At 39.1% G+C, this 21498-nt stretch carries 31 protein-coding genes and 1 pseudogene; 20 read left to right on the top strand and 12 right to left on the bottom strand.

Going from position 1 to position 21498, the window contains the following annotated elements; genetic code table 11:
* The 3 genes from H514_RS25470 to H514_RS0117490 form a co-directional block, all read right to left on the bottom strand.
* Positions 1-217 (bottom strand): hypothetical protein (locus H514_RS25470; RefSeq protein ID WP_211226782.1); only part of this gene is annotated, 217 nt, incomplete at its 3' end.
* Positions 218-219: 2 nt separating this feature from the next.
* The gene (locus tag H514_RS24765; RefSeq protein WP_154657405.1) at positions 220-357 is read right to left on the bottom strand and encodes a DUF3941 domain-containing protein; all 138 of its coding nucleotides are present in this window, start codon (positions 355-357) and stop codon (positions 220-222) included.
* A gap of 53 nt (positions 358-410) precedes the next feature.
* Positions 411-1271, bottom strand: coding sequence for a DegV family protein (locus tag H514_RS0117490; RefSeq protein ID WP_027448114.1), 861 nt, complete (start codon positions 1269-1271; stop codon positions 411-413).
* Positions 1272-1467: 196 nt separating this feature from the next.
* Here H514_RS0117490 and H514_RS0117485 point away from each other — a divergent pair, with 196 nt between their 5' ends.
* From H514_RS0117485 to H514_RS0117465, 5 genes are all read left to right on the top strand, one after another.
* Entirely contained in the window at positions 1468-2313 is an 846-nt protein-coding gene (locus H514_RS0117485) for a YitT family protein (RefSeq protein WP_027448113.1), read from the top strand.
* 69 nt (positions 2314-2382) lie between these two features.
* Entirely contained in the window at positions 2383-3237 is an 855-nt protein-coding gene (locus tag H514_RS24075; RefSeq protein WP_051255205.1) for a BsuPI-related putative proteinase inhibitor, read from the top strand.
* Between the two features lie 186 nt (positions 3238-3423).
* A complete protein-coding gene (locus H514_RS0117475) occupies positions 3424-4734 on the top strand; it encodes a helix-turn-helix transcriptional regulator (RefSeq protein ID WP_027448112.1) in 1311 nt (436 codons plus the stop codon).
* Between the two features lie 185 nt (positions 4735-4919).
* Complete coding sequence (locus tag H514_RS23415) at positions 4920-6281, top strand: methyl-accepting chemotaxis protein (RefSeq protein WP_051255204.1); 1362 nt, start codon at positions 4920-4922, stop codon at positions 6279-6281.
* Positions 6282-6306: 25 nt separating this feature from the next.
* A complete protein-coding gene (locus H514_RS0117465) occupies positions 6307-6498 on the top strand; it encodes a Spo0E family sporulation regulatory protein-aspartic acid phosphatase (protein ID WP_051255203.1) in 192 nt (63 codons plus the stop codon).
* A gap of 222 nt (positions 6499-6720) precedes the next feature.
* Here the strand turns inward: H514_RS0117465 and H514_RS0117455 are convergent, their stop codons facing one another.
* A complete protein-coding gene (locus tag H514_RS0117455; protein ID WP_027448110.1) occupies positions 6721-6984 on the bottom strand; it encodes a NifU N-terminal domain-containing protein in 264 nt (87 codons plus the stop codon).
* A gap of 152 nt (positions 6985-7136) precedes the next feature.
* Here H514_RS0117455 and H514_RS0117450 point away from each other — a divergent pair, with 152 nt between their 5' ends.
* From H514_RS0117450 to H514_RS0117440, 3 genes are read left to right on the top strand one after another with little or no spacing between them, the layout of a single operon-like run.
* Positions 7137-7961, top strand: coding sequence for a DUF2785 domain-containing protein (locus tag H514_RS0117450; protein ID WP_027448109.1), 825 nt, complete (start codon positions 7137-7139; stop codon positions 7959-7961).
* Between the two features lie 60 nt (positions 7962-8021).
* Positions 8022-8447: a hypothetical protein gene (locus H514_RS0117445; protein ID WP_027448108.1), complete on the top strand. Its 426-nt coding sequence runs from the start codon at positions 8022-8024 to the stop codon at positions 8445-8447.
* A 1-nt stretch (position 8448) separates the two neighbouring features.
* Positions 8449-9090, top strand: coding sequence for a VC0807 family protein (locus tag H514_RS0117440; RefSeq protein WP_027448107.1), 642 nt, complete (start codon positions 8449-8451; stop codon positions 9088-9090).
* 127 nt (positions 9091-9217) lie between these two features.
* On the opposite strand, the pseudogene H514_RS24445 reads toward H514_RS0117440, so the two are convergent.
* The 4 genes and pseudogenes from H514_RS24445 to H514_RS0117425 all read right to left on the bottom strand — a co-directional run.
* Positions 9218-9406 (bottom strand): annotated as a pseudogene (locus H514_RS24445) (phosphonate ABC transporter, permease protein PhnE); the annotation flags it as partial.
* Between the two features lie 250 nt (positions 9407-9656).
* On the bottom strand, positions 9657-9857 hold the full coding sequence (locus H514_RS0117435; RefSeq protein WP_036842468.1) for a DUF3813 family protein: 201 nt from the start codon (positions 9855-9857) through the stop codon (positions 9657-9659).
* 1 nt (position 9858) lies between these two features.
* Positions 9859-10008 (bottom strand): hypothetical protein, encoded by a 150-nt coding sequence (locus tag H514_RS25015; protein WP_169449776.1) that lies wholly within the window; start codon positions 10006-10008, stop codon positions 9859-9861.
* Between the two features lie 110 nt (positions 10009-10118).
* On the bottom strand, positions 10119-10940 hold the full coding sequence (locus tag H514_RS0117425; protein WP_027448105.1) for a Cof-type HAD-IIB family hydrolase: 822 nt from the start codon (positions 10938-10940) through the stop codon (positions 10119-10121).
* A gap of 96 nt (positions 10941-11036) precedes the next feature.
* On the opposite strand from H514_RS0117425, the gene H514_RS0117420 reads away from it, so the two are divergent.
* The 5 genes from H514_RS0117420 (at position 11037) to moaD (ending at position 13545) form a co-directional block, all read left to right on the top strand.
* Positions 11037-11846, top strand: coding sequence for a prolyl oligopeptidase family serine peptidase (locus tag H514_RS0117420; RefSeq protein ID WP_324604051.1), 810 nt, complete (start codon positions 11037-11039; stop codon positions 11844-11846).
* A gap of 105 nt (positions 11847-11951) precedes the next feature.
* Entirely contained in the window at positions 11952-12266 is a 315-nt protein-coding gene (locus H514_RS0117415) for a metal-sulfur cluster assembly factor (RefSeq protein WP_027448103.1), read from the top strand.
* Positions 12267-12332: 66 nt separating this feature from the next.
* Positions 12333-12854, top strand: coding sequence for a molybdopterin-guanine dinucleotide biosynthesis protein B (mobB, locus tag H514_RS0117410; protein WP_027448102.1), 522 nt, complete (start codon positions 12333-12335; stop codon positions 12852-12854).
* A complete protein-coding gene (locus H514_RS0117405) occupies positions 12844-13311 on the top strand; it encodes a molybdenum cofactor biosynthesis protein MoaE (protein ID WP_027448101.1) in 468 nt (155 codons plus the stop codon). The genes mobB and H514_RS0117405 overlap by 11 nt, the downstream gene beginning before the upstream one ends.
* On the top strand, positions 13312-13545 hold the full coding sequence (moaD, locus tag H514_RS0117400) for a molybdopterin converting factor subunit 1 (protein ID WP_027448100.1): 234 nt from the start codon (positions 13312-13314) through the stop codon (positions 13543-13545). It abuts the gene before it with no gap.
* 256 nt (positions 13546-13801) lie between these two features.
* On the opposite strand, the gene H514_RS24760 is transcribed toward moaD, so the two are convergent.
* Positions 13802-13939 carry a lmo0937 family membrane protein gene (locus tag H514_RS24760; protein WP_154657404.1) on the bottom strand — a complete coding sequence of 46 codons (138 nt, stop codon included), beginning with the start codon at positions 13937-13939 and terminating at the stop codon, positions 13802-13804.
* Positions 13940-14048: 109 nt separating this feature from the next.
* Positions 14049-14879 carry an undecaprenyl-diphosphate phosphatase gene (locus H514_RS0117390; protein ID WP_027448099.1) on the bottom strand — a complete coding sequence of 277 codons (831 nt, stop codon included), beginning with the start codon at positions 14877-14879 and terminating at the stop codon, positions 14049-14051.
* Positions 14880-15007: 128 nt separating this feature from the next.
* Here H514_RS0117390 and H514_RS0117385 point away from each other — a divergent pair, with 128 nt between their 5' ends.
* A complete protein-coding gene (locus H514_RS0117385; protein WP_051255201.1) occupies positions 15008-15412 on the top strand; it encodes a hypothetical protein in 405 nt (134 codons plus the stop codon).
* Positions 15413-15487: 75 nt separating this feature from the next.
* Positions 15488-15667: a YjzC family protein gene (locus tag H514_RS0117380; RefSeq protein ID WP_027448097.1), complete on the top strand. Its 180-nt coding sequence runs from the start codon at positions 15488-15490 to the stop codon at positions 15665-15667.
* Positions 15668-15754: 87 nt separating this feature from the next.
* Here H514_RS0117380 and H514_RS24440 read toward each other — a convergent pair whose 3' ends face one another.
* Entirely contained in the window at positions 15755-15931 is a 177-nt protein-coding gene (locus H514_RS24440; RefSeq protein WP_081673076.1) for a YjzD family protein, read from the bottom strand.
* A 422-nt stretch (positions 15932-16353) separates the two neighbouring features.
* Here H514_RS24440 and H514_RS23410 point away from each other — a divergent pair, with 422 nt between their 5' ends.
* The 3 genes from H514_RS23410 (at position 16354) to H514_RS0117360 (ending at position 18820) form a co-directional block, all read left to right on the top strand.
* A complete protein-coding gene (locus tag H514_RS23410; protein WP_051255200.1) occupies positions 16354-17112 on the top strand; it encodes a hypothetical protein in 759 nt (252 codons plus the stop codon).
* 50 nt (positions 17113-17162) lie between these two features.
* Positions 17163-17756, top strand: coding sequence for an NAD-dependent epimerase/dehydratase family protein (locus H514_RS0117365; protein ID WP_027448096.1), 594 nt, complete (start codon positions 17163-17165; stop codon positions 17754-17756).
* A 107-nt stretch (positions 17757-17863) separates the two neighbouring features.
* Positions 17864-18820, top strand: a complete 957-nt coding sequence (locus tag H514_RS0117360) for a BMP family ABC transporter substrate-binding protein (protein ID WP_027448095.1) — start codon at positions 17864-17866, stop codon at positions 18818-18820.
* 71 nt (positions 18821-18891) lie between these two features.
* Here the strand turns inward: H514_RS0117360 and H514_RS0117355 are convergent, their stop codons facing one another.
* Complete coding sequence (locus H514_RS0117355) at positions 18892-19113, bottom strand: hypothetical protein (protein ID WP_027448094.1); 222 nt, start codon at positions 19111-19113, stop codon at positions 18892-18894.
* A gap of 166 nt (positions 19114-19279) precedes the next feature.
* Here H514_RS0117355 and H514_RS0117350 point away from each other — a divergent pair, with 166 nt between their 5' ends.
* A complete protein-coding gene (locus H514_RS0117350; protein ID WP_027448093.1) occupies positions 19280-20224 on the top strand; it encodes a beta-ketoacyl-ACP synthase III in 945 nt (314 codons plus the stop codon).
* A gap of 18 nt (positions 20225-20242) precedes the next feature.
* The gene (gene fabF / locus H514_RS0117345) at positions 20243-21484 is read left to right on the top strand and encodes a beta-ketoacyl-ACP synthase II (RefSeq protein WP_027448092.1); all 1242 of its coding nucleotides are present in this window, start codon (positions 20243-20245) and stop codon (positions 21482-21484) included.
* The last annotated feature ends 14 nt before the right edge of the window (positions 21485-21498 follow it).

The raw sequence follows: 21498 nt of genomic DNA, 5'->3' as shown, positions 1-21498 counted from the left end.
ACACTAAATGGGTGATGTTCTTCACTAAATAGGAGGGGTTCCACACTAAGTGGATGATGTTCTTCACTAAATCGGAGGACTTCCGCACTAAATAGGTGATGTTCTTCACTAAATCGGAGGACTTCCGCACTAAATAGGTGATGTTCTTCACTAAATCAAAAGGCTTCCTCAATAAAAATAAAAGCCGTTGGAGCAATTCCAACAGCTTTTCATCCATTCCTATTTATGATCGGTTTTCTTTGAAAATTGACGCTCGCCGCGTTGTCTTGCTGCTTCTCGTTCTTCATTTTTTTGAGCACGCTTCGCATTGTTGTCGAACGGCTTTTTGTTATTGTCTTTTGTATTCTTTGTAGCCATGGAATCCCACTCCTTTCTACATTCTGTCTTAGAATGTGTAGAAAGAGGGTAGATTACTCATAAGGCTTGTTTAAGAAAAAGAGTGCAATCGTTCCTGGGCCAGCATGAGCACCAATAGCAGATCCGATCTGATGGATAATGATTTCTTGTGTTCCATGTTCTTCGCGAATCATTTCAGCCAGCTGTTCAGCACGCTCAGCATCGTCACCGTGTGAAATGGCTATTGGCTGATTTCCTAGGTCCTCACCACGTTCATTCATCAGTTCAAGCATTCGCTTAAAAACCTTTTTCTGTCCACGTATCTTTTCTAAGGGAATAAGCTGTCCATTTTCCACGTGGAGTAAAGGCTTGATTTTAAGCATGGTACCAACAAAAGCAGCTGCAGCACTTACACGACCGCCGCGCTTAAGGTACTCTAAATCATCTACGGTAAAGATATGTTCCATATGATTCATATGGCTTTCCGCTGTTTTAAGTAAAGTTTCCATATCAGCGTTCTCTTGAGCGAGTTGAGCTACACGGAGCACGACTAGTCCATACCCTAACGAAGCACAGTGAGTATCAATGACTTCTAATTGAAAGTCAGGATACTCTTCTAATACTTCCTGTTGCATCATTTTAGCTGTTTGATACGTACCTGAAAGTTCAGATGATAATGCTAAATAAATACAAGGTTGTCCTTTTTTGGCGTATTCCTCGAATAAATCTTTAAACGTTTGTGGGGAAACCTGAGAGGTCTTAGGTGCTTTTCCGTTACGCATCGCATCATATACATCTTTCGATTGAATATCTACCGCATCTAAATAATCTTGATCATCTAAATGAACGGTAAGCGAAACGCGTTTGATGCCATACTGTTCTATGTAGGAATCCGGTAAATCACTAGCTGAATCAGCTATAATTTGGACGTTCATTTTTTCCACCTCTTTAATTTTAGACCTTTTGACCTTAGTTTAAGCCTAAGGTGGAAGGTAGTCAAAGTATTTATTTCCAGCTAGGACTATAGTATGATTTTACAATAAAACACAATTTAACCTAAAGAGTATTGATTTTCCATTAAAAAAGGTGGTACAAAGAAAAAAGGGAATTGTCGAACTGAAGGAGGCCTTTATGTTTTTTATTGAAATTAGACGAATTGTGATTGTTATTTTAGGAGCTGTACTTAACGCGATCTCGCTAAACCTCTTCCTAATCAAGGCAAACGTGTATGCGAGCGGGTTTACAGGTATGGCTCAGTTAATGTCTAGTGTGTTTCAAGATAAGTTAGGAATCGGGATTACAACCGGTGTGCTATTATTCATTTTAAACATACCTGTTATCATTCTAGGATGGTTGAAAGTAGGAAAAGGATTTACCATTTATAGTATGATATCGGTCATTTTTACCACTTTATTCCTAGAGATTATTCCAGTACAACAGCTGTCTACTGACATCCTTCTAAATGCTGTATTTGGCGGTGTGATAGGGGCTGTAGGCGTTGGGATCACCCTGAAATGGGGTGCTTCAACAGGTGGTATGGACATCGTAGCTATGCTTTTATCGAGAATTAAAGATCGACCAATTGGGACTTATTTCTTTATTTTGAATGGAATGATTATCATTTTGGCTGGTTTGTTGTATGATGAGGAAAAGGCCCTTTATACGATTGTGACACTTTATGTTTCTACTCGTGTGATCGATGCAATTCATACACGTCACGAAAAACTAACCGCAATGATCATTACAACCAAAGCAGAAGAGTTACAACAAGCAATTCACGCTAAAATGGTAAGGGGAATTACACAAGTTCCTGCGAAGGGTGCATTTACCAAACAGGACAAGGATATGCTAATCATGGTAATTACCCGTTACGAACTTTACGATCTAGAGCACATAATTAAAGACGTTGACCCACATGCATTCACGAACATTGTACAAACTACAGGCATCTTCGGATTCTTTCGACGTGATGACTAAAAAGTGAAACTAAAATGCATGTCATTCCGACTAATAGGGTGAATAATAAGAAAAGGATGTGTGACGAGCATGAAAAAACTTCTTGTTCTTGTCATGGCAATGCTGTTTGTCGCTGCCGGTTGTTCCGGAACAAACGAAGCAAATGGCAAAGAAGACACAAATTCCTCAGATAACACGAACAAAAACGATGGAACAAATGAGGAAGTAAACCTTGAACAATTACTGCAGCAACTAGAAATGACAGCCGATGTACAAGCAGACGCCGATAAAGTAGATTTTAATTTCCAAATGAAAAACACAGGTGAAGAAGCGGTAGAGCTTACTTTCCCATCTGGTCAGCAATACGAAGTCATCGTGAAAAATGCTGAAGGTGAAGAAGTATATCGCTATTCAAAAGGAAAAGCATTTACTGAAGCACTAGTAAATAAAGAAATTAAACCAGGTGAAGCACTATCCTGGAAAACGTCTTGGAACTACAAGCAAGACGATAAACGTGTGGAAGCAGGCACATATACTGCTGAAATCACACTATTACCAGCTAAAATTAATAAACAGACGATTGACGCTCAACCGTTCCAGTTAACTCAAAACTTTGAAGTACCATCTGGTGAGCAAACGTTCCGTAACGTGAAAGTCACTGAAAATGCCGACGGGGACTACACCGTTACAGGTGAAGCTCGTGCATTTGAAGCTTCTTTCGCTTATAACGTTGAAGATGGACACAACATGTTAGTGCCAGAGCAAAACGTAACAGCAAGCAAAGGTGCTCCAAACTGGGGAACATTTGAATTTGATGTCAACATTGCAAAAGACAAGCTTCCTTCAAATGGAACACTTACACTAACGCTTTATACAAAGAGCGCAAAAGACGGTTCCGTTGAAAATGTTAAATTTGTAAAACTAGATTCTTTCCAGCCTGAATAATTAACGGCTAATTATAAGAAAAAATCCGCTACTCCTTTTTAGGGAGAGCGGATTTTTTTGTTGTTTAATATTATGGCAAAATAATAATATGTTCAATTACCACTATTTTCATAATAAATTTTCAAGTTTTTTTGATATTGTATTAAGGGAAGGGGACACAAAACCTTTAAATGGAGGTGTTTTAAGATGAATAAGCTTTCTGAACTCCTTCGATTAAAGAGAAAAACAAGAGGGCTTTCGCAAGAGTTTGTTTGTGATGAACTTTATGAAAAATATGATATGACCATTTCACAGCATCAACTCAGTAAATATGAAACAGGGAGAACCTATCCTGATTTTGAGTTATTGCATCCATTGTTAGATGTATTACATATCTCTTATGATGAGGCAAAGCACATGTACTTACAGTTAAATCATAAATATGAAACTCTATTAGAAATGCTGGAGAAAGCTTGTATGGATGAGGATAATCCGTTTGCGAAGAACGTATTTCGAAAATTAATTCTATTATCCAAAACAAGACCTTCTATTCAAAAGATAAAAGTGCAACTGTACACCATCTGCCTTTCCTTGATCTTTACTAAAAATGAGAAAAAAATTCGCGGAAAGATCACTTTTATTCAAAACCAAATGTTAACTCTCCCTAAAAGTGAGCAAATGGCTATCATTGAATATTTCTATATAAAAAGTAAAAAGTTTAGAAGGTACACTTATTATGTGCGTGTAATGGAACAAATAAAAGACGTTGGAAAGTTCAATATCCGACAAAAAATCTTTATATCTTATCAGTTAGCAACATGTTTATATTTTGAGGAAAAGTATGTAGAAGCATTAACCCAAGCAAAAGAAGCTTATCGCTTAATGAGCCAAACGGAAGTAACTAAGCATTTTCAGTATTCTATTTTAGCGAGAATAGGACATATCTATATCTTTTTAGGACTCTATAAAGAAGCGCTAGAGTCTTATGAAGCCTTAATAGACTTAAACTACTCGGGACAAGATCCTTATACGATTAATGTCAATAAAGGCTATATTCACTATAAATTAAAGCAATTTGATCAGGCGAAGGTTTGTTGGGACAATGCTATCCAATGTGCTAAAGAAACATTGGATCTTATCTATGTTTACCCAGATTATTGTTTCGTACTTATACTTGAGAAACGTATAGATGAAGCAAAACAGTTCTTCAGTAAATCCGATCAAATTATCACTAAATTTGCTAATAGTATGGACAATCCTCCAGCTCTTTATCAACTGGCTCTTCACAAACGGAATCAGGCCTTGTTTTTAGTAATCAATAATAAACATTATGAGGAGGCCGTTCGTTTATTGATCGAAGCAGAGGGACTGTTGGAAAACTCCCCTTATAAAGAGGAAATCATTACGACATGGTTAACGATTACCTATACGTTAGCCAAAAATGCAGTCAGCATTGAAGACCCGATCATAACGAAAGAGGACTTAAGAAAATTAGATAAACTCCTCCCTATTATTTGAAAATAGTAAAAGGAATATCAGGTTTGTCGATTTTTGTCGAAAATATGCGGTTATAGTCATTTTATGTGAAACAATCAAAATTAAAATAGAAATAGAATAAGGCTTTTTTTATAATGACTAATGATGAATTAGTCATTTTTATTTAGTTATTTAAAGCTATATGCAACTAAAAGAAGGAGGAAGTTATGGTCAAAGAATCGTCAGGAAAACCGAAGAGCAAAGCAGTGAAAGACAGCAGAAAAGCTAAATGGTCCATACAACGGAAGGTGACGTTCTTGATTATAAGTGCAACCTTCTTTAGTCTTTTGATGGGAGTTCCATTATCCTACTTAAAATCTATCGTATTAGGGTTTGAATTTATAAATCTTTTAGGACCTTTTGTTAAAGGTTTGCTAGATACTTATTTCATACTTATTGCTAACTTAATCATTATGATTGGCTTTATTGGGATTGGGATCAAGCATTTTGTTGTGAAGCCTATCCAGAGCATTACAGATCAATTATCTGTAATACAAGGAGATCAAATCGATCTTTCGAAAAAGATCGAGATCAAAACGAATGATGAATTTAAGGAACTAGTTCTCGCTTTTAATGATATGCTAGAAACCTTAAAAGGGGTTATTGGGGTCGTTAGAGATAGCTCGAATCAGTTAACCACATCAACGAGAGAAGTTTCTTCCTCCACCGAGCAAGTAAATGAAGCTTCAAGAGAGGTATCTGCCAACACAAATCAACTGGCTATACAAGCTGAAGAAGGTTTTAAATCTATTTCTGAAGTTAATAAAGAATTAGTGGATCTTTCTGGCTTAATCAAAAATAGTCAAAAGAAAGCTGTTTCCACTCATGAAAACTCTCAACATACATTTCAGCTTGCGAGTGATGGAAAAGAAAGTGTAGATATTGTTATAGATAAAATGGGGAACATACAAACCAAAACAAATGAAACCAAGGAACACATTGCGATATTAGATAAGTATTCAAAAGAAATTATAGGCATTGCTCAAATGATTTCAGAAATTGCAGAGCAGACGAATTTGTTAGCATTGAATGCCTCAATCGAAGCAGCAAGAGCAGGCGAAGGTGGGAAAGGTTTTGCAGTAGTGGCAGACGAAGTTCGAAAGCTTGCAGAGCAATCAACTGATCGAGCAGAAAATGTTAAAGAGATTGTTAACAAAATTACAGAAACATCTTCTAAAACCGTTTATCTTACTGAAGAAAGTCAAAAAGAGGTGGAAGAAGGTGTGAAAGCTGTGAATTTAGCAGGACAATCACTAGAAGGTATTCTTCAGGCTGTTCAAACTGTGGTGAAGGATGTAAAAGATATTCAGGATGCTTCGAATGAAAATATTACAAGCTCTGAGAAAATCGTAGGCTTACTAGATTCCGTTTCTGAATTTATTGAACAAACAGCTGCAAGTACAGAAGAAGTTTCTGCATCAACACAAGAGACAACGGCTTCATTAGATACGATAACAGATCGGGTTGATGAAATTAAGAAGATGTCTGTTGAATTAAATACAACTGTACATCAGTTTAAAACACATTAAAATTGGTTTAAGAGAGGGAATAACATTGAAATCGATCATTTCCGATATAGAAAGAAAAAGAAATGAGATGATGAAATTAGCTGCTGAGAAGGGGTTTTCACATCCTCAAACAGTGCAACTAAGTCAGGAGTTAGATGATTTATTGAATAAGCTCCACAAACAAGGCAAAAAGGTAGACTGTAAGAGTGTAATGGCAAGTCTTTTATTTTGCTTATGAATAAGACGTTGCATTCCTTAAACTCTCTTTAAAGAGACCAAAGTGCAAATACAGCAAGAGTGAGGAGAATGGGAAAGATGGACAAAATCCAAGAGGTAGAACCTTTAACGAAAGAAGAGATTGATCAGTTGCTTGAGGAGTTAGAAGAAACCCTTAAATAAAAGCTAAAAAAACGCGAACGCTCATCGTATTAGAGAGCGTTCGCGTTTTTTGATAAAAACTTTAGTAACCATATTTCTCAAGCGTATTTTTCACTTGATCTGTAAGTGCATCCCAATCAGCGTCGAACTTTTTGTTAACCGTGATGAAGTTTTGAAAACCGAAGACATTGTCTACTCCTTCAAGCTCCATTAAGTCATTCAAAATATCATGTTCACTTGTTTGACCAGGCATAACAGAGACTGATCCATCTCCTTGAAAAATCATGCGGTCAGTAGTGAATTTCATTGCGTTCGGATTTGGTGTTGGTTGTGCTTGTACAGCCATACAAAAATCCCTCCTCTATTTAATCCAATTTTATCTTAGCACGAATTTCTTGATCAACAAAGCATGTCCTTTTCGTGAACAATGATGAATTCTCTCTACGCTTCCAGGTATTTGTGATAAAATGGAAACGAAATTGGAGATGGGGTGAGACGGTGACACAAACGTTACAAACGTTAAAACAACAACTACAATCTTTCGATAACTTTGAACTTGTTTCACAGCAAGAAGCACAGGCCTTGCTAGACGATATGTTAAAACATATAGGAGATCCAGATCCAGTGATAAGGGACGAGCTGATTTATAGAGCACTGGCGATTTGGATTTTAAATGAGAAATTTAATCAAGATCAATTACGAGAATTATATGACCTGGCACTAAGCGATGAGTATCTCTTTTATCAAATTGGTAACAAAGGAGACGATTCCGTATTCACACGAAGCTTTTCTGTCTTGCTATTGCCACCCATATTAGAAATCCATAAACAAAAATCATTCCTATCAAGAGAAGCGTTAACAAATGGGTTAGAGGCACTGATCCATTATTTTATCAAAGAACAAGATGTCAGAGGTTTTGTATCTGAAAAAGGATGGGCCCACAGCGTTGCTCATGCAGCTGATGCCCTTGAATCCTTTGCGAACTGTGATGAAATTGAAGAACAAGAATTGTTGCCCGTTTTCGATGCGATAATACATGTTGTTACGCGACCTTCTCCATATATTCACGGTGAAGATGAACGTCTCATCAATGCCCTTGAAACGATTTTTCCAAAGGTAGCTGATTGTTTTATCATTGAATGGATTCAATCATTTAGATTCGTTCTTGAAAAAGTTGAAGGACATGAGGATGATGCCATTCAATTCAATATGAAGACGTTTCTCCGTTCTTTGTATTTCCGGTTTGTTTGGAAAGAAGAGAAACGATACAGAGAGGCAATTTTGAATACACTACAACCAATTGAGAAAATAGGAGCCTATTAAGTTGTGATCATCTATCAAAAAGGGAATGGGTAAGGAAAACATAGAAAAGAAGGCGATAAGATGATTAAAAAGGGACTCTGGTTAGGCATTGCTTCAGGTTTAATATTAGGTGTCATATTGTGGTTTGTAGAAGCAATGACAGGTGAAAAAGTTTATACACTACTGATGAATATTGATTTCATACCAGTGTTAGGAGACATCGCATGGCCCGTATGGATGGAATGGGTATTTCATCTGTTGCTCTCTTGGGCAATTGCCATCGTATATCTTGCCTGGATTCGTTTTCAAACAGAAGGTGAAGCAAGTGCTCGCTGGGCAACTTCACTCTTATTATCTGTCATGGCAGCACTCACCTATTTTCCATTAACAGATTTAGCGATTAAAGAGACACCACCCATTGATGATATTTCAGCGATTTTATATTGGTTTATCGCTCACTTCATTTATGCGGTGAGTTTAGTGAAACTGGACGAATGGAGCGAATGATGTGAAAGGGAATAAAATTGTGTTTTGGGATGTCATATGTTACATCGTATTTCCACTCCTTGTGTGGAATTTTATACGTGATGACATTGGTGATTATTATGCGATGCTACTATCCTCTGTACCAGGAATTCTTTATACCATTATACGGTTCTACTATATCCGAAGCCTGCAATTTTTCGGGATATTTATGCTTGCGAACCTAGTGCTCAGTACACTCGTTGATGTGTTGTCGGGATCAGCCATCAATCTGTTATGGAATCGGGTTTATTTTGCGACGGGTGTAGGGCTCTTCTTCTTAGGAAGTATGGTAGTCAAGAAGCCTGTGGCACTACTGTTTGCTCTGGACATTATGGAAATGCAGGGACAGCCTAGAAAACCTCTAAAGGAAATCTTTTATAAAAAGAAAGTCTTTCTCGTATTTCAGGCAATCACATTTGTATTTGTGTTTCGTGAAGGACTTTTCGTAGTCTGGAAAGCATGGCTTATTAAAGAGTATGGGGTAGAAGCATTTGACCAGGCCTTAATTTTACGTCAGGTGTTGAGTTGGGTTCTGACTGGAGTAACGGTGCTTGGTTATCTGTATGTCGGCAAAGTGATGCATGATCAAAGCAAGCGATCGATAGATCCTCCGGCTTCGACCTAAAACAATTAAAAGACACTTAAAACTTTATGACAGCTTTTTAATATTCAAGAGCAACGTATATAAGAAGGCTTTGCTCTTTTTCATGCATAAAAAAGAGCATCGGATTACGATGCTCCTGATTACTAACCTACACCAATCGTCTACGGATAAACGCTGATATATAATCGATTATGGTTACAGTTACAATAATAACAATTAAGATTAAGCTAACTTCTCCCCAGTTACGGTTTTGTTGGGAGATAATGATCATAGTTCAAATACCGCCTGCACCAATTACCCCAAGGATAGTAGAAGCACGTACATCAATTTCAAATCGATTGGATAGAGCGTTTCTGATTCTAGATAGGACGCCTATGTTTTTGGATACGATGTGATTAACCTTGGATAGAACATCATAAAAACAAAAAAGCAGCCGCCCCAAAAGGCGTGCTGCTTTTTTCGTGAAAGAGTGTCGACTCCTAAATGTGAGTCTTTGTCCAACTCAGGCTTCCTACGGCTAGTGAATAGGCAAAGTCGATGGCTTGCATATTCCAACGCCGCTAAACGGTCGCCTTCGCTTTTCTAAACTACTTCAACCCTTCGTGGCGTTCGATTTGCTGTTGCAGTTGTTGTAATTGCTGCTGCTCCTCTTGGGAAGCATTAGCGCGTGCAGAGTTGATCGCATTGCGTGCTTGATGGACCTCTTCTTCACGAGCTTGACCATTGCGGTTGGTGATATTGCTGACAGCTTGTTTCGCTTGTTGGAATAAGTTATTGTTGTTTTGCAACTTAAAACCCTCCCACAGTATGATTGTCGACTTCTTCATTTTTGCGCTCTACATCAGAGTAGCGCTCACGATACGGAAATCGTTCCGCATGTTTTTGAACGGCATCTTTTCCTTGCTGAACAAAACGCTTGGATTTACTTTTTTTGCTCAACTTGATTCCCCCCATGGAATAAAAAAGCCTGAACGCAATGTTTTACGTTCAAGCTTAGTATAGGCTGATATCGCACTTTCATAAGTCGCAAATACTGGGATAGGTCTCAGTTAAATGGCTTTTGAGGATAAATTTAGATATTTTTCTAAAAAGACAGCGATACCGTCACCCTCGTTTGATTCAGTTGTATAGTTTGAAACGTCTTTCAACTCTGAAATCGCGTTATCCATCGCAACACCGACACCAGCATATTCAAGCATTTCTAAATCGTTATCTTCATCTCCAAAAGCGATAATACGATCCTGAGGAATGTGGTAGTAGTGAGCAATTTTATGAAGACCAACCGCTTTATTTAAGCCTGTTCGAACAACCTCTATAACGTGCCAAGGTGCGCCCCACTTGCGGTGATCAATCAATTCTGCATGCTGATCATCCAAATGCTTTCGTAGCTCAGGCACTTGTTCTGGATGTGGATGAATCAAAATGGAAGTTGGATCTTCTTCTAGATGCTGCTGTATATCACCGATCGTAATAGGTGTACCAGACGTATGGAAAATCTCTAATAACTCTTCATCATGACGGTCTAAAAATACATCATCACGTACTTCAGCGAGAACATTTTTAACCCCTAATTCTTTACAGGTATGTACAATTTTACGTGCTGTACGAATAGACATCGGGGAGTGTATGGAGTCCCACATGCTGTTTTTTGGATGGTGAATCAGTGCTCCATTAAAATTGACCATCGGCGTATCGAGATCCATCTCATGATAGTAATCAATACTTGCACGATGCGGTCGACCAGTTGCAATGGCGACAATGTGACCTTCTTGTCTTGCTTTAGCAATGGCTTGCTTATTTCGTTCGCTAATCTTCTTATCATCCGTTAACAAAGTTCCGTCTAAATCTAATGCGATTAAATGCTTTTCCATTAATTCATCACCTCGTATGACCTTAAGTTTATATCTTGTTTCATAGCTATGTAAAGGATCATTTTGCTTTCTTTTCCCAATTTGGAGTGTTAGCATATGGATATCAATATGCATTTTGTGAAAAGGAAGGGACCAACAAGCATGATTGGAATAAAACGTGAAACAATAGCACACATACCTGCCCTTATGATTGAAGATTCAAGAAAAGAAGGACAGCCACTTCCGGTAATAACATACATACATGGAATAACAAGTGCAAAGGAACAGAACTTACCTTTAGCTTTTTTATTAGCTGAGAAAGGGTACCGCGTGATTTTGCCCGATTGTTACTTACATGGAGAGCGAGCAGAGGGGCTTTCCAATCAGGAAATTTCCTATAAGTTATGGGAAGTAGTTTTACAAAATCTAAAAGAACTTCCAATGCTCTATCAAGAACTTCAAGCACAAAATCTTATCCTAGATGATAAGTTCGGCTTGGCCGGAACAAGTATGGGTGGTATTACAACAAGTGCCGCCTTAACTCAGTATGATTGGATCAAAGTCGCAGCTGTTCTAATGGGATCGCCGCAACCTGTGCGTTTTGCAGAAGAACAAGTAGCAATGCTGAAACAAATGGAAGTAGATGTTCCATTAACAGAGGAAGAACAGCAAAAACTGATTCGCTCGTTAGAAAAAATCGATCTCTCGAAACAAGTGGATAAATTAGTAGGACGTCCAATCTTTTTCTGGCACGGTGAAGAAGATCAAGTTGTGCCGTTCGATCATTCATATAGCTTTTACAATGATGCGATTTCCCATTACAAGAACCCAGAAAATATTCGTTTTTTACGTGAAGTAGGACGAGATCATAAAGTTTCGCTCTATGCGATCCATGAAACTGTGAACTGGTTTGATCTACATATGTAGGGGTTACGGCGATCATACACGTCACAACCTAGACGCTTGCGCTTTTAAGAGATTTTTCGTTATAATGGTGGTTAAGAATGTAACGAAGGGGGATAAACCAAAACTATGACTACTGAAGCAATGAAAGAAAATATGTTTGGTGCACTTGAGAATGTAATCGACCCCGAGCTTGGAATCGACATCGTCAATCTCGGTTTAGTATATGATGTAGAGCTAGACAATGAAGGACTAGCAAACGTAACGATGACACTTACAGCTATGGGGTGCCCACTAGCTGCTACAATTGAACAAGATGTGAAACGTTGCTTAACAGATCTTCCAGAAGTAAGAGATGTAGACGTAAACATTGTATGGAATCCACCTTGGACGAAAGACAAAATGTCACGCTATGCGAAAATCGCTCTAGGTATTCCGGATTGATCTTTTCAACCATTCCCTTGTTGGCACGTCCGGCAAGGGAATTTTTTATTATGAGAGGAGATAGAAATGAGAGAATACCCTTTTGTCGTTCTACAGGTTGTTGGATACAAAAACAGTGGTAAAACCTCTGTGATCACATCATTAATTCAAGCATTGCAAAGAGAGGGATTAAAGGTTGGTACCCTAAAGCATCATGGTCATGGGGGCGAACCGGACAAGCTTAATGGTACAGATAGTTCACAACACTTTAATGCAGGGGCTGTAGTAAGTGGTGTAGAAGGGGATGGCGTCTTTCAGTGGAATGTGCGGCAAGAAAGCTGGAGTCTGGATGTACTACTTAATCTTTACCGACCTCTAGGGTTAGATATTGTACTAGTAGAAGGGTTTAAGTCTGAACCTTATCCCAAGTGGGTGTTGTTGCGTGATGACAACGATTTGAAGATGGTAAAAGAGCTGAAAAACGTTCAAGGCATTGTGTCTGGTGGATCGATTTCACATGAGACTGTCCCCTGCATACCAAGGGATAAAGAAGAAGCATACATACGGATGATTAAGAATCAGATCAAGGGGGAGTTGGATGGAAAGTAAACAGTTTTGGATTACCGAGAAGTTTATCTCTATTGATGATGTGGTAAAAAACGTTGTAAGGCCAGAGGCTGGTGCAATTAACACATTTATCGGCACCGTACGCGAATTTACAAAGGGGAAACGCACCCTCTATTTAAAGTATGATGCGTACGTGCCTATGGCTGAAAAGAAATTAGCACAGATCGGAGATGAAATTCGAGGAAAATGGCCGGAAGCTAGATGTTCGATTGCCCATCGAATTGGCGAGCTTTCTATATCGGATATAGCTGTAGTTATTGCGGTATCTACACCTCACAGAGCGGATTCCTATGATGCTAGCCGATATGCCATTGAACGAATCAAAGAAATTGTTCCGATCTGGAAAAAAGAACATTGGGAAGATGGGGAGCAATGGATCGGGGATCAACTCGAGTCAAAAGCCTACCCATCCGGACATCCAGAACAGGAGGATCTATAAATGGTTAAAGTATTATTATTTGCACAATTCCAAGAAGCAGCAGGAACTGAATCTGTAGATGTAGACGCAGTGGGACAACCTGTTAGTCACGTAAAATCGGTTTTAAAAGAAAACTACGGCTTACTTGATTTGGACAACGCAACAGTAGCTGTAAACCAAGAATACACAGACATGGATACGGAACTGAAAGAAGGAGACACAGTAGCCTTCATTCCACCGGTATCTGGAGGTTGATTTTCATGAAAGCTGACCGCTCATTAGAGTGGTCAGTTTTTTAATGCACGTTAAAAGTATAAAATTTTAGCAACGGGGCGATTCGAAGTAGTGAAAATTTTGAAAGTATGAAGTATAAGCCAAGGCTAAGCCTCTGTCTGCGCCTTAAAGGCTTGCCAATCGGCAAGTTTTCTTTAGAGAAAGCGGTGTTTAGCCAAGAAAAAATAAAAATTCCAACCTACAGAAAAGTGTAGGTTGGAATTCTTTAAAGTTTACGTCAAGGCTTTCTTCCTTGGATAAGGCGCACAATAAGTAAGACAAGTGCCAATACGAGCAAGAAGTGAACGAGGCCATTGCCAATGATTGTGAAGCCAAGTAACCACAAGATAATTAAAATAATTATTGCCCAAAACATGACTTGAACCTCCTTTTAGTATGTATTTATCCATAAATGAAGAAACTGAAACATAAAAGATTTGTTCAAAAGAAAACAGCACCTCAATAAGAGATGCTGCTTAAATCAATTATAGAAATAGGAAAACTAATGCCCCCACAATGAAGCAGTAGAAAGCAAAGTATTTAAGGTTCCCTTCTTTCATAACATTGATAAACCACTTAAGTGCAAAATAGGATGCAACAATAGAGCCTAGGAATGCGAGCAAGTATGGGATTAGCATTGTAGAGAAGACGCCACTGTTGATAAATTCATCAATGTTAAGCACAACCGTTCCAAGACTTACAGGGATATAAAGTAAGAATGAAAAGCGAAGAGCTGTCGCTTTTTTTGTACCAATGAGCATTGCAGCGACGATCGTAGCTCCTGAACGACTGATACCTGGCATTAATGCAACAGCTTGAGCAAATCCAATGATGAGCACGTCCCATATGGAAAGATCGCCATCACCTTTGCTACCTTTTAAGTTGCGAATAATCCATAGGGCGATCCCCGTAATAATTAGGGTGATCCCAACTAACTTGGCAGATTCACCGAACGTGTTTTCAATCCAATCGCCAAAAACAATACCTAATACGGCAGCTGGAATGGTTCCGATAATGAGATACACAATGAAGCGAAAATCATTAGACGTTTCTTGATCACGTTGATTTTGAAACAAAAAGCCCCAACCATTTTTTATGAGTCGGATCAAATCATTGCGATAGACAATTAAAACAGCAATTAAAGAACCAAAGTTAACGAAAACCTCGAACATCAAGCCGCCTAGTTCAAGGTTAAAGAGATCACGTAAAATGACAAGGTGACCACTTGAAGAGATTGGTATTGGTTCTGTAAACCCTTGAAACACGCCTAAGAATAAATATTGGAATAAAAGTATAAGCTTGTCCACAAGTTCCATCGACATTTCCTCCTTCAATATCTATAAGAGTTCGTTTTTTATGAGTCGTTCCTGTCCTTAAATCGTATATTTTCCTTTTTCACATTTTTTCCTTAGGTGAATACCCTATCGATGAGGAGGTTGTTCGCATGAAAAAAGGGAGAAAAAATCAGAATACGAATTATCACCATATGTATTCTCTATGTAATAAACATATGAATCAATATGTCCTTGCCCAAACGGTAGATGGCCAAAACATTGATGGTATTGTTACTGGTGTCGATGGTGATTACCTTTACTTAGCTGTCCCTCTTACGGATGAAGAGCGAAAACAACAAGAGCAATCCCAAACGAGAGATGCAGGTGATCGCCAATATGGGTACGGTTACGCACCAAGCGGATATGGCGGTTATGGTGGCTATGGCTATGGAGCTTATGGAGGCTATGGATATGGGGCACCATATGGTTATGGTTATGCTCCACCAAACCGATTCAGACGTCTCATCCTACCGCTCGCAGCACTCGTTGCCATAAGCGCATTGCCGTGGTACTAAATCCTTCCACCTGTATAATTCTACACCACTGAGTCAAACTAGACCTATATCCTATACGAAAAAGGAGTATGAGATATGGGACAGAGACATCAATTTAAGCATGGCGATAAAGCACCAAACAATGGGTTTTATGTTGAAATTGGAGAAACAGGAAGTATGGTTAAAGGCCCAAAGCAAATTCACTTAAATGCAGGCGAAAGTTTTCCGTCAAACTCCAATAAAGACCGTGTTTGGACATACAAACGTAAGCCTTGATTTTCTCATAATAAAAGCATCCATCACAGTAGGATGCATGCTCAAGAGTCAAAAAAATCCTCCTTCCTCAAATGGAAGGAGGATCTTTTATTCGGCTTCTTCTTTTAGAGCCCCTTCACCTAAAGCAACAACGGCTAATACAAATGCAACCGTAGACGCGATAACAGCCGACCATGTAAAGGAACCACCTTGCATGGAACTAACTACATATGTAACCATGCTGCTTAGTAAAAAACTCCAAATAATAGTCCATAACAAACGCATATCGATCTCACCTCTGTTTCGACATTCTGCTTTAAGTTTATCAAACGTTTACAAAAAAATAAATAAAATTCCACCGTTCTTGTAAGAGTTTTTCTGATCAGGGGGGGAGGAGCATTTAGTCGTTCGCCTGAAAAGGTATAATAACCGCCTGAATATTGAATGAATCCGCTTGAATTTAAACAAAGACCGACCACATCCCAGTCAAACGGCCTGAACTGGATCAAAGAACGCCTGAATCTAAGATGAAACCGCCTGAACCAGACCGCCGCCTAGAGCGCAGTTCGCACTCAAAAAGTATTCGAACAAAAAAATCGTTCACCAAATGACATTCTTTTTCATACAAAGGCGTGTAACCATACGAATATCTCATAATAACATACATTATAGAGGATAGAATCCCTTTAAAAAGGATGATCAAAACCATGTACGAATCGTCAACATCAATGACAAGAGCATTCCGACTGGATAACCAGCCTTGTCTTCTCCATATTCCAGAAAAACCTAATGGATATCTCGTTCTTTACCTCGGGGATTCAGGACACTACGTTGAAGACAATCAAGCGTTTTGGCTGGAACATCCGGAACGCTCGAAGTTTATTCACTATCTTTTAGATAAAGGATACACCTTATTTACAAGTAACCTGTATGGAAATGCATGGGGAAGTAAGAAGTCCGTACATTTACTGAATCAACTTTATCAGCACGTTCGTCGTCAAGTGACAGTGAATCCTTACATCCATGTTGTCGCTGAAGGTATGGGAGCTTTAACAGCTTTACATTGGCAGGAGAAACACAACATGGCTTTCCGTTCAATGACATTCTTCACACCATGTCTCAGCTTAAAAGCTCTTTATGAACAAGAACAAATGAACCAGCTCTATTTTAAACGCTTTAAAAAAGAATTAGCTCAATCTTATGAAATTGATGAAAACCATATAGATCATGAAATTATAAAGGACTACCAAATGCCTAAAACATCATCACCCGTGCTTATTTTTCATGATGTAGCGAACCCGTATTATACGGTTCATAATCATAGTCGACGTTTTGAAGAGCAACAACAAGAAGCGGATCACACAGTTGAATTAAAGCTGGCTATTCAGCCGATTTTACCCAGAGTCACATCAACGGTTCTTCAGTTTTTAAGATCGTATGAATCAACGCTCGAAAACCCTTATTAAACTCATGTCTGTGAATCACATTTCATAGGATGCAATAGGAGGGGAACGTTATGACGAAACTGGTATGGGGATGTTTTCAATGGGTAGGTTTTCACTTAATAAGAGAGTGGCTAGATGACGGAGAGACCGTAATTGGTATTGATATAGCTAATACGGAACAAAAGGAAACCCTTGAGATGTTTGTAGGACGAAATACTAATTTTTCACGAGTTGAATCAGTTGAAGAAGCTCTAAATGTGGATGCAGGAGAATGTATCGATGCCCTAATTGCACTTGATGACCAGCAGCACAACCCTCCATTCGAGAAGCTAAGAGAAATTTCTGCATCCCACTATTTTAGAGTGAATGTTGATGGAGCATCCCGATCAACTCAATCCTGGACCACCATAGAATTACCTCACGTTTATGGACCTTGGATGACAAGTGAATCAACATCTATAACGGAGAAAAGTGTTTATGTTTCAGATATAACCCCGGTTATAAAATCAATCGTTACTCAACCCTGGGATACGGATCTGATCAAAGTCGGAATGGAAAGCAATGAAGAGCGGAATGATAAGTGTATAGCTCCTACCATTTCTTTAGAAAAAGGGATGAAAATGTTGAAGGATCATCAAAAACGGTTTCCATCCTATTATTATTAAGTTTTAGTAAACGTTAAGATGCAAACGTTTACGAGCGTAGGGATTAACGATACAATATGACTAGATTATGTCGCAACAGGAATGACAGTTTAAGTGGGGTGCGCTAAATGTTGCCGCGTTTGCTTCTCATAACCGTACTAGTAATGGGAGTATTATCAGGTTGTGCTGATACGATGGGAAAAGGCAAAATTCAAAGTGTTGGTATGCTTGTGGAGAGTACAGTCCATGATCAAGCATGGGGTCAAAAAGGATATAAGGGCCTTCTTCAGATAAAGGAAGAGCTCGATGTTGATGTGTATTTTAAAGAACATATTCAAACGAAAAAAGCTACACATAAAGCCGTCCAAGAATTTTCACAAAAAGGTGTGAATCTTGTATTCGGTCATGGTAGTCGTTTTGGGCAGTATTTTGATGAAATTCAAAAAGCCTATCCTGATATTCATTTTGTATATTTTAATGGAAATGTGAAAGGTGAAAATATTACAAGCTTAAACTTTAGCGCACATGCAATGGGTTTCTTTGGTGGTATGGTAGCTGGTGGTTTTTCAAAGACAAACCATGTGGGAATAATCGCTGCTTATGAGTGGCAACCTGAAGTTGAAGGCTTTTATGAAGGAGTCAAGCACCAGAACCCAAATGTAGATGTAACCATTCGGTACGTAAGAAGTTGGGACAATAAAATGCGGGCGAAACAGATTTACAGTCAGATGAAGTCTCAAAATGTTGATGTTTATTATCCAGCGGGGGATAGCTTTAGCGTACCTTTAATTCAGCAGATAAATAAAGATGGTTTGCATGCTATTGGGTACGTTAGTGACCAATCAGAAATTGCTCCCAATACCATCTTAACAAGTACGATTCAGCATGTAGATCGCTTGTATGTTCAAACTGCGAAACAGTTTAACAAAGGTGAATTAAAAGAAGGCATTCTAACATTTGATTTTCAAGATGATGCAATTACGTTAGGGAAATTTAGCCCAAGTACACCTGAACCTTTAGTGGATAAAGTTAAATCAGCTGTCAAACAATACAAAAAAACTGGACAACTCCCTCATGAGATGTAAAAAAGATGGTGCCGCATACGCCCCGGTTTTTGTCGACTTAATCGACAAAACACGGGTCGTTTACGGGACCATTATTTCATTTTCTTAATTATATTTGTGATGTGTTCGAAATAAGGAGAAAGTTGGCGGTAGGTTTCAAATAGAGTAGAGGTTGTATCAAAGATATCAAATGACTCGTCTTCTTCGGCTTTTGGTTGAGAAGTTGGTTGCTTGTCATTAGCCGGACGTCCGAACATAAATTGGTTGAAATCCAGGGGCTCATTATTCTTAGATGGTTCATTTTGTTTCGCCACGGTGCACACCTCCTTATGATTATAGTATGGGTAAATGCTTGACCGAGAAAGGGCGAGTGTCTAATGATGACGAAGAGATGCACTTGCAAGTTAAAAAAAGATCACTTAAAATTAGTACCAAGTCATAAGAATTGATATTATATACTACCATTAAGGGGATGACCATATGAGGAGTGCAGGTATTTTAGGGACTGGACATTACGTCCCTGAACGAGTTTTTACCAATTTTGATATGGAAAAACTCGTTGATACAAATGATGAATGGATTCGTACCCGAACTGGGATCGAGGAACGTCGTTTTGCCACTGATGAAATGGAAACATCAGATATGGCTTATGAAGCAGCCGTGAAAGCTTTAGACAAAGCGAACTTATCTGGTGAAGACTTAGATTTAATACTTGTCGCAACCGTAACACCAGATCAGCCTTTCCCGTCTGTAGCGAACCATATACAAGCACGACTAGGTGCAAAAAATGCTGCATCCATGGATTTAGCTGCAGCATGTGCTGGGTTTATGTACGGAATGATTACAGCGAAACAATTTATCGAAACAGGGGCTTATGACAATGTTTTGATCATAGGTGCTGAAAAATTATCAAAAATAACAGACTGGACAGACCGTAATACCTGTGTTTTATTTGGTGATGGAGCAGGAGCAACCGTTCTCGGTCCGGTAAGTGAAGGAAAAGGAATTCTATCATTTGAACTAGGTTCCGATGGTACTGGGGCTGAGCACCTTTACCAATCAAAAGAAGATGCCTTTATTAAAATGAGTGGACGTGACGTCTTTAAGTTTGCTGTTCGTCAAATGCCTGAATCATCGATCAGTGTTATTGAAAAAGCAGGCTTAACGAAAGAAGATGTTGATTTCTTAATTCCGCACCAAGCGAACATTCGAATTATGGAAGCAGCTCGTCAACGTTTAGAAATTCCAGAAGAAAAAATGGCTGATTCCGTAAGACGTTATGGAAATACATCATCTGCATCTATCCCAATTGCCTTATCAGAGAACGTAGAAAACGGTAAAATAAAAGATAACGATCTTGTAGTGCTTGTCGGCTTCGGTGGAGGTTTAACCTGGGGCGCTGTTGCATTACGATATGGAATCTAATTGGAGGAGGATATTCAAATGGGTTCAAGACGTGTAGTAGTTACAGGAATGGGGGCTGTTTCCCCACTAGGTAACGACGTAAATACAATGTGGAAAAGTTTATTAGAAGGACAATCAGGTATTGCACCAGTAACAAAAGTGGACAAGGATGAATTCCCTGCAAAAGTAGCAGCAGAACTAAAAGAATTCGAGCCGGGCGATTATTTCGATAAGAAAGAAGCTCGCCGTATGGATCCTTTCACGCAATATGCACTAGCAGCCGCTCTCATGGCGATTAAAGATGCTGACCTAGACATTAATGAAGAAATCGCTCACCGTACAGGCGTATGGATCGGCTCCGGAATCGGAGGGATGACGACTTATGATGAGCAGTTCCGTAAGTACATCGATAAAGGAGCTCGTCGTGTAAGTCCTTTCTTCGTACCGATGCTTATCCCAGATATGGCTGCTGGACAGGTCTCCATTGCGACAGGAGCAAAAGGAATTAACTCTTGTTCCGTAACAGCTTGTGCATCAGGTGCAAACTCAATAGGTGATGCATTTAAAGTTATCGAACGTGGCGATGCGGATTACATGATCGCAGGTGGGGCAGAAGCGCCGATCACACCAATGTCATTTGCAGGTTTCTCTTCTATGAAGGCACTATCTACAGTAGAAGACCCTAACAAAGCAAGTCGACCATTCGATAAAGAACGTTCTGGCTTTGTAATGGGTGAAGGTTCTGGAATTCTTGTACTTGAGACACTAGAATCAGCACAGGCTCGTGGTGCAACAATCTATGCTGAAATTGTAGGGTACGGTTCAACAGGAGATGCTTATCATATCACATCTCCAGCACCAACAGGTGAAGGAGCAGCTCGCGCTATGACGCAGGCTCTTGAAGACGCTGAATTAAAGCCAAGCCAAGTTGATTACGTAAACGCTCATGGAACAGGTACAGCCTTAAATGATAAGTATGAAACAGAAGCGGTAAAATCCGTATTCGGTAACCATGCTTATGAGCTGGCAATGAGTTCAACAAAATCGATGACGGGACACTTACTTGGAGCAGCTGGTGCAATCGAAGCAGTCATCTCCATTAAGTCCATCTTAGATCAAACTGTACCACCAACAACAAACTACGAAAATCCAGATCCAGACTGTGACCTGGATATCGTACCAAATGAACCGAAGAAGCTTGATGTAGGAGCTGTATTAAGTAACTCATTAGGTTTTGGCGGTCATAATGCAACGTTAATCTTTAAAAAGTATGAAGCTTAAATAAAGTAGAGAAC

It is taken from the genome of Pontibacillus marinus BH030004 = DSM 16465 (assembly GCF_000425225.1).
Classification (GTDB): domain Bacteria; phylum Bacillota; class Bacilli; order Bacillales; family BH030062; genus Pontibacillus; species Pontibacillus marinus.
Note: the sequence above shows the minus strand (reverse complement) of the source record. Positions and strands in the feature narration are given on the sequence as shown.